Here is a 7,965-nt window from a genome sequence, read left to right as displayed (position 1 = left end):
CGCCATGGCAAAGGTCCAGGCGCGGGGATCGGCAGGTATGGCGGTCGGGAGCGACGTCGAGCGCGTCGGGGCAGGTGCTGTCGCAGACTGCGTGCGTAAATGTGCGTGCGGCATTTCGAAGCTCCTCCCATGCAGAGCGGCCTGTGATCCACGTTGACCGCGATCCGCCACTTCTTGCCGAGTGTGTACGCCGCAAATATCGAATCCTAGAAATCGATTGTTTTGATAGCAAACAATCCAGAATTATTATTGGAAACGGATTACATATTCATGTTCTAGATCGACAATCATCCATACAATAGATTTTCAAAATTCTCGAAACAGCGGCAGAAACGGGCGAGCCCGATGAGAGGCTTTGTTTGGAGAGAGGACATGCACGGACACCCGTTGCGCGCCCAGAATGCGACCCAGGGACCACGAGGCGGCGCCTGATGCGACGACTACGGATGGGTCTGATCGGCGGAGGCCCCGGTGCGTTCATCGGCCCCGTGCACCGGATCGCGGCGACGCTGGACAGCGAGATTGAACTGGTCGCGGGTGCCTTCAGTCGTGCGCCCGAACGTTCCCGGCAGGCTGGCAAAGCATATGGCATCGCCGAAGACCGGAGCTATCCGAGCTGGATGACGCTGATCGAGCAGGAGCGCGCACGGCCGGACGGCATCGACTTCCTGACCATTGCGACACCCAACGACACGCATCTGCCGATCGCGCGCACGGCGCTCGCGGCGGGTATTGCGGTCATGAGCGACAAGCCGGCAACCGCAACACTCGCCCAAGCGCTTGAGTTGGCCGAGATCGTCCGCGAGGCCGATCGCCCCTATGCCCTGAGCTATATCTATAGCGGCTATCCACTGGTGCGCCACGCCCGAGCGCTCATTGCGGCGGGCGGATTAGGCACGGTACGCAAGGTGGTCGTCGAATATCTTCAGGGCTGGCTGGCCGCGCCGATCGAGCGCGCCGGAAACAAGCAGGCGGAATGGCGTACCGACGCAGGCAAGTCCGGCGTCGGGGGGGCCATCGGGGACATCGGTGTTCATGCCTTTCACCTCGCCGAATTCGTGACCGGCCTGCCGGTAGAGGCGATCAATGCCGATCTCGCCGCCGTGGTCCCGGGACGGGCGCTGGACGACGATTGCAGCGTGCTCCTTCGCTTCGCCGGCGGCGCACGCGGCGTGCTGCTCGCCTCGCAGATCGCGATCGGCGAAGCCAACGGGCTGACGCTGCGCGTCTATGGCGACAAGGCATCGCTTTCCTGGCGCCAGGAAAGCCCAAACCAGTTGATGATTCATCACCTTTCCGGCCGAAGCGAAATGCTCACCTCCGGTGGTGCGGGAATGTTGCCAGCCGCAACGGCGGCGGTCCGGCTACCCGCAGGTCATCCGGAAGGCTATCTGGAAGCCTTCGCCAATCTCTACCGCGATTTCGCGCGCCGCCTGCGCGGCCGGCCCGCGCCAGATCTCCCCGGCATAGAAGACGGGGTTCGATCGCTGCAGTTCATCGAACAGGCCGTCGCGGCGAGCCGTGACGACCGCGGCTGGGTGCCGCTTGACGAAGCGAGGGTATACGCATGACGAGCATCGCCACCCCTGCGCCGGACGTCGCCCCGATCCGCGGCGAAGCGGGCAAGGGCATCACGCTGATCGCAGCGCAGATCCTGCCGGTGATGGCGGTGGTCTCGCTGTTCCCTGCCATTCCGCGCCTGTTCGCCCAGTTCGGCGGGCATCCCCAGGCAGGGCTGCTGGTGCCGATGATCGTCACCATGCCCTCGCTCTGCGTCGCGCTGTTCGCGCCCTTTGCCGGCGCGATTGCGGATCGCTTCGGTCGGCGACCGAGCTTTCTGCTGGCGCTGGCGATCTACGCAGTAGCCGGCCTCGCGCCGCTGGTGCTGAGCGACCTGTATCTGGTGGTGGCGAGCCGCGGCGTCCTCGGCCTTGCCGAAGCGGTGATCGTCACCAATTCCAGCGCGCTGATCGGCGACTATTTCGGATCGCAGCGCCACCGCTGGGTGTCCTGGGTCGGCGTCTCCATCTCGATTGCAGGCACTTTGCTGGTCGCGGCCGGGGGTGCGCTGGCGGATGTCAGCTGGCGCGGCCCGTTCGTCATCTACGCGCTGGCGATTCCAACCCTGCTGCTCGCTTTGCTCTACATCGACGAGCCTGCGCGCCGCGACACAGGCAAGGCCGCGCCGCTCGGTTTTCCCTGGGGTCCGGCACTGGTGATCGGCGCCGTCACCATGGCGACCTCGATCCTCTATTATGTCGAGCCGCTCCACGTCGCGAGCGTGCTGATGGCCAAGGGTGTCGGCTCCTCCACCGCGGTCGGGCTGATCCAGGCCTTCACCTCGCTCGCCTATATCGCCGGCGCGTTTCTCTACCGGCGGATCCATGCCCGGCCGGTCGGCGTGCTGCTCGGCCTGGCCGGGATCCTCACCGCGATCGGCCTCACCATGATCGGTCTCGCCACCCATTATCCGCTGGCGGTCGCGGGCGCTGCGATCCAGCAGTTCGGCGCCGGCCTGGTGATCCCGGCGCTGATGGCCTGGGGCCAGGCGATGCTGCCGCTCGAGCAGCGCGGCCGCGGCATGGGCATCTGGGCGACCGCCTTCTTCGCCGGACTGTTCGTCTGCCCGCCGCTGGTCGGGCTCGGCCAGCGCGCGGTCGGCACCCTCGACCATGCGCTGCTGCTGTTCGCCGCGATCACCCTCGTGCTTTCCCTAGTCTCCGCGCTGTTCTTCCGCACCAGCGCCGCGCGCCACTGACGAGACCCGAGCCATGACCGACACTTTCGAAACTTTCGACTATATCATCGCCGGCGCCGGCTCCGCAGGCTGCGTGCTCGCCGATCGCCTGAGCGCAGACGGCCAGGCGCGCGTGCTGCTGATCGAGGCGGGCGGCGACAACGAGACCGAACTGATCAACATGCCCCGTGCCTTCATGAAGATGTTCGGCAACCCGACCTATTTCTGGCACTTCCCGATCACCGAACAGGAGGGCCGGCCGTCGGGCGAGACCTGGTCCTATGGCCGCGGCCTCGGCGGATCGAGCTCGACCAACGGCACCTGGTATCTGCGAGGCGAGCCCGCCGACTATGACGGCTGGGCGGCGATGGGCTTCGGCGAATGGCGGTGGAGCGAGATCCAGCGCTGCTTCCAGGCGATGGAGAGCTATCGCGGCGCCGGTGCCGATGCCAGCCGCGGCCGCGACGGCCCGCTACAGATCACCCAGCTGCCCTTCCGCTCGCCGGCGATCAACGCCGCGATCGAGGCCGGCACCCAGATCGGCTTGAAGAAGGTGACGGACATCAACGCGCCGGGCTCGGTCCGCATCGGCTATACCCAGGCAACCGTGTCACGCCGCGGCAGGCGCGCCTCCAGCTATCAGGCCTTTCTTAAGCCGGCGATGCGCCGCCCGAACCTGTCCGTGCTGCTCGATACGCTGGTGGAGCGCGTCGAGATCACGAACGGCCGTGCGACCGGCGTACGAGTCCGGACGGCGGGAGGTGCGCGCTCGATCGCAGCAACCCGCGAGGTAATTCTGTCCGCCGGCGCGCTGCAGAGCCCCAAGCTGCTCCAGCTTTCGGGCATCGGCCCTGCCGAGGTGCTGGAACGCGCCGGGGTGCCGGTGGTGCAGGCCCTGCCGCAGGTCGGCCGCAATCTCGCCGACCACCTGATGTTCACCATGTCGTGGCGGCTGCACAAGGATCCGGGCGCGAACCGAGAATTTTCCGGCTGGCGGCTGACCAGCCATGTACTGCGCTACTATCTCACCCGCACCGGCATGATGGCCTATACCTCGCCCGAGGTGACCGCGCTGCTCTCGATCGACTCGTCGCCCGACTGGCCCGACGCGCAATTCGGCGTCGGCCCCTATTCGCTGCGCACGACCGAGGAAATGAAGGCCGATCCTGGCCGCGGTGCGCTGGAAGACAAGCCGGGGATCAGCGTCAACGGCATCGCGCTGCGCCCCAAGAGCCGCGGCACCGTCGCCATCCGCTCGGCGGATGTCGCCGATCCGGTGGACGTGCATGCCAATTGGTGGGGCGATCCTGCCGACAAGGCCTTTCTGGTCAAGATGGTGCGCCTCGCCCGCCGCTATATGCGTCAGCCGGCGCTGAAGGGTTTCGTCGGCGAGGAGCGCGTGCCCGGCGAGCGCTTCCAGAGCGACGAGGATATCGCTCGGCAGCTGGAGTGGCTCGCCAGCCCCGGCCTGCACAGCACCGGCACCTGCCGTATGGGGACACCGGAGACCGGCGTGGTAGACGGACGATTGCGCGTGCACGGCATCCAGGGCCTGCGCGTTGCCGACTGCTCGGTGATGCCGCTCCAGCCCGCCGGCAACACCAACGGTCCTGCAATGGTCATCGGCTGGCGCGCGGCGGAGCTGATCCTGGAGGATCATGCCGGCTGATCCTCGATTTGCAGGAAGCGCTATCGATCGATAGCGTCGATCAAAACGACAAGAATGCCCTGCGGAGAGGAATGCGATGCGGTTCAAGGGCCTGGATCTGAATCTGCTCGGCGCGTTCGATGCGCTGCTGGAAACCCGCAGCGTCTCGGCCGCCGCGCGCCAGCTGAACCTCAGTCAGCCGGCGATGAGCGCGGCGCTGATGCGCCTGCGGGCCTTTTTCGGCGACGAACTGCTCATCGCGCAGGGCAAGCGCATGTACCCCACCGCCTATGCCGAAGCGCTGGTGCCGCAGGTGCGTGAATGCCTGCACGCCGTGGAGTCGATGCTGGTCACCTCCGGCCGCTTCGATCCCGGGACGAGCCAGCGCCGCTTCCGGCTGATCCTCTCCGACTATGTGATGACCGCTGTACTCGCGCCTGCGCTGCAGACAGTGGCGGCAACGGCGCCCGGTATCCGCTTGGAGATCACCCTGCCCAGCCCCGAGGCGGGCATCGAGCTGCGCGAGGGCCGCGCCGACCTATTCGTCGCGCCCGAACAGTTCGTCTTCAACGACCACCCCAGCGAATTGCTTTGCGAGGAGCGCTACGCCGTTGTCGGCTGGGCAGAGAACCCGCTGTTCAGTGATGTCTTGACCCTAGAGCATTTCAGCGCCGCCGGGCATGTCGCCGTGCGGCTGGGCGGGCCGCGCGACTATTCCTTCGCCGATCGACAGGTCCGGCAATTGGGGATCGAGCGGCGGATCGAGGTGGAGGCCCCCTCCTTCACGGTGGTCCCCTGGCTGCTCGTCGGTTCGCAGCGGCTGACGCTGATGCAGGAGCGCCTCGCTCGCCGGGTGGTGACCACCTTCCCGCTGCGCATGGCGCCGATCCCCTTCCCGTTCCAGCCGATGCGCGAGATGATCCAGTATCACAGCAGCCGAAAGAACGACGAAGGGCTGCGATGGATGATCGAATGCCTCCGCGAACCCGCGGCGCTCGCCTGACGTGCCGGACTAGCGCGAAACCAGCAGCCGCACCGGCCCGATCAGCCCGGAAGGGCGCAGCGAGGCATCGGGACGATAGACGTCCTGCGAACCACCCTTCGACATGCCGGTCAGCCGGTTAACCCAGAGATTGGCGACCTCCACCTCGAGCCGGTGCATCCCCGGGGTCAGCAGCCGGGTGACCTCCAACCGGTAGGGCGGCTTCCAGGCGATGCCGGCATCGTGGCCGTCGATCCGGACGCGGGCGACATCGCCGACCTCTCCCAGGTCCAGCATCAGCCGGCTGCCGGGGGCGATCCTCGACGGGACCTCGATGTCACGCCGATAGGTGGCAGTGCCCGAATATTTGTGCAGTGTTCCCCCAGGGGCTTCGGTCCATGAGCCGGCTGGCAGTCGGTAGTTGCCGACGCCGGGAAAGGCGACCTCCCAGCTGCCCTCGATGGTCGAGAGCGGCTGCCAACGCGGCGCCGGCACGACTCTGGACAGCGTGTCGGCATGGCCGCGCAGCACCACGAACACAGCGTCTCCCGGCGCGAGGTCCAGCGCTACCGTCGTGCGACCGCCCTCGATCCGATAACTTGCCGGACGGATCTCGCCGGTATCGGCAAACCACAGCGTGGGCACCAGCCCGGCAACGCGAAGCGAGACCTCACCCAGGACCGGCCCGGTCCCGTGGTTGGCGACGAAGTACATATGCCCCTCGGCCAGCTGGCGGTGGACGACGCCCACCGCCGTCTCGTCCGCCCCGGACAGGCTCCAGTCGCGGGTGAGGCCACGGGCGCGCATCGCCGCGGCGCGATCGGTCCAGACACGCCGTCCCGCGCCGCTCGCCCAGAGCCGGTTGGCGAGCACGGCGAAACGGGCGGGATCGTCCGCAAGGCTCGGCGATCCCTGCGGCCGGGTGCCGACAATGGTTGCACCCTGTTCTACCAGCACGGCGATCCGCTCCAGCGTCGCGAGCGTCATGCCTGCCGCGCTCTCCCCGCCCAGTTCGAGCAGCGCGTACCGGGCGCCACCACTGGTCACCAGCGTCCCGTCGGCGGCGACCGACAGGCCGTCCAGAAGCATGTCACGGCTGAGGAAATCGAAGCCATGGCCGGGCGGCAGCGGGGCCGGCGTCTCGCCATAGAGGCCGGTGATCGGCGCCTCCTCGCCGGCGAAATAGGCAATATCCGCCACCGGCCGCCCCTGCTGGAGCAGATAGGCAGTGCGCGCCAGATAGTCGGTCCAGCCCCGCGCCATCTCCGCCCAGGTTTCGTGGCGGCTGAAATACTGGCCGAGCTGCGGCGCGAGCGACATGCCGGGCTTGTCCTCGGTCGGCTGATGCGGCGAGGTGTGGATCATGATGCGGTTGACGCCGAGCGCGAAGGCCCAGTCGGCGGTCGCCTTCAGATCGCGCGGCGCGAACGCCCAGGGCGCGCCGAACGCGGTGAAGGTCTCAGCGGCAACCAGCGGCTTGCCGACCGTGTGGGCGACCGGAGCGGCGCCCTGCAGATCGGCAACGAAGGTCTGGCGCGGGGTGCCGCCGGCCGGCACCGTCCAGAGGGCGCCCATTGGCACGTCGGCGTGCGCCCGCATCGCCAGATCGTCCCCCAGCTGCGGGCGATGATCCTCCAGCGCCTCGGCATAATAGGTCATGCCCTCCGCCCGCGCCGCCGCAGCCAGCACGCCATAATGGTTGCGGGCGAGCAGTTCGGCGATGGTTTGCCGGAAATCCCAAAGGAAGCGATCGGTCTTCTCGGCGCTCTCGACGATGCGGCCGGTCAGCGCGGGCAGCCACGGCACGGCATCATAGCCGCGCGACTGACGGAAGGCCGCGAGCATCTCGGGCGTCCAGTTCTGCGGCCCGGCCTCGATGCTGTCGCTGAGCAAGGCCGTAACCCCGGCGCCCCCGAAGCGATCGATACCGACAGCCCCGCGATATTTGGCGAAATAGTTCTGCGCATATCCGCGCACGGCGCCCGCATCGAGCTTGTCGACTTCCAGCCCCGTCGCCTCTGCCGGGGCGGGACCGTTCCGATGGCCGGTCAGCGCATAGCCGAGGCGCAGGATGGTCCAGTTGCCGGCAGGTGGCCGCCAGTCGAGCGAGCCATCTGCGCGCAGCCGGCGCGTTTCGATCGCCGCGGCGCCGTCCCGCGCCGCGACCGGACGCAGGCGATCATCGGCCTCCGGCACCGCCAAAACCGCCACGTCGCGGTAAAAGGGCGCGAGCGGCGCGGCATCGGCGATGTCCTGATAGGAGCCCGCAACCGCTGGCGGCAACACCAGCTTTCCGTCGAAGGGGCGCCCGCCGCTGATGCGCGTCTCGCTCCACACCAGCTTCTTCATCGCCTGATCGGGCTGCACGAACGGCGCGCCGGTGGACGGGAACATAGGGCGCCGCGTCCTCGATCTCGGCGAGCTGCGCCACGATGTGCGCCGGCATGTCGTCGCCGACCATCTTCTGGAGGAACGGCGTATGGTCGAACACCAGATCCCGGATTGGTCGTAGCGGCGCCGGCAGATGGTGGAACATGCGGCCGGTGTGATAGGCCCCCTGCGTCACTTGCGCGGTGTGCGGCTTGCGGCGGGGCTCCT

Annotated in this window: 5 protein-coding genes; 4 read left to right on the top strand and 1 reads right to left on the bottom strand. The window is 67.6% G+C overall.

The window, feature by feature from the left end; translation table 11 throughout:
* Positions 1-446 precede the first annotated feature (446 nt).
* From KK7_RS0118295 to KK7_RS0118280, 4 genes are all read left to right on the top strand, one after another.
* Complete coding sequence (locus KK7_RS0118295; protein ID WP_010546090.1) at positions 447-1,571, top strand: Gfo/Idh/MocA family protein; 1,125 nt, start codon at positions 447-449, stop codon at positions 1,569-1,571.
* Positions 1,568-2,758 (top strand): MFS transporter, encoded by a 1,191-nt coding sequence (locus KK7_RS21180; RefSeq protein WP_010546089.1) that lies wholly within the window; start codon positions 1,568-1,570, stop codon positions 2,756-2,758. Before KK7_RS0118295 ends, KK7_RS21180 begins: the two co-directional genes overlap by 4 nt.
* 13 nt (positions 2,759-2,771) lie before the next feature.
* On the top strand, positions 2,772-4,406 hold the full coding sequence (locus KK7_RS0118285; protein WP_010546088.1) for a GMC family oxidoreductase: 1,635 nt from the start codon (positions 2,772-2,774) through the stop codon (positions 4,404-4,406).
* A gap of 76 nt (positions 4,407-4,482) precedes the next feature.
* Complete coding sequence (locus KK7_RS0118280) at positions 4,483-5,388, top strand: LysR family transcriptional regulator (protein WP_010546087.1); 906 nt, start codon at positions 4,483-4,485, stop codon at positions 5,386-5,388.
* A gap of 9 nt (positions 5,389-5,397) precedes the next feature.
* Here KK7_RS0118280 and KK7_RS21175 read toward each other — a convergent pair whose 3' ends face one another.
* Positions 5,398-7,761, bottom strand: a complete 2,364-nt coding sequence (locus KK7_RS21175) for a glycosyl hydrolase (protein WP_010546086.1) — start codon at positions 7,759-7,761, stop codon at positions 5,398-5,400.
* Between the last annotated feature and the right edge of the window lie 204 nt (positions 7,762-7,965).

Source organism: Sphingomonas elodea ATCC 31461, from assembly GCF_000226955.1.
GTDB lineage: Bacteria > Pseudomonadota > Alphaproteobacteria > Sphingomonadales > Sphingomonadaceae > Sphingomonas > Sphingomonas elodea.
Note: the sequence above shows the minus strand (reverse complement) of the source record. Positions and strands in the feature narration are given on the sequence as shown.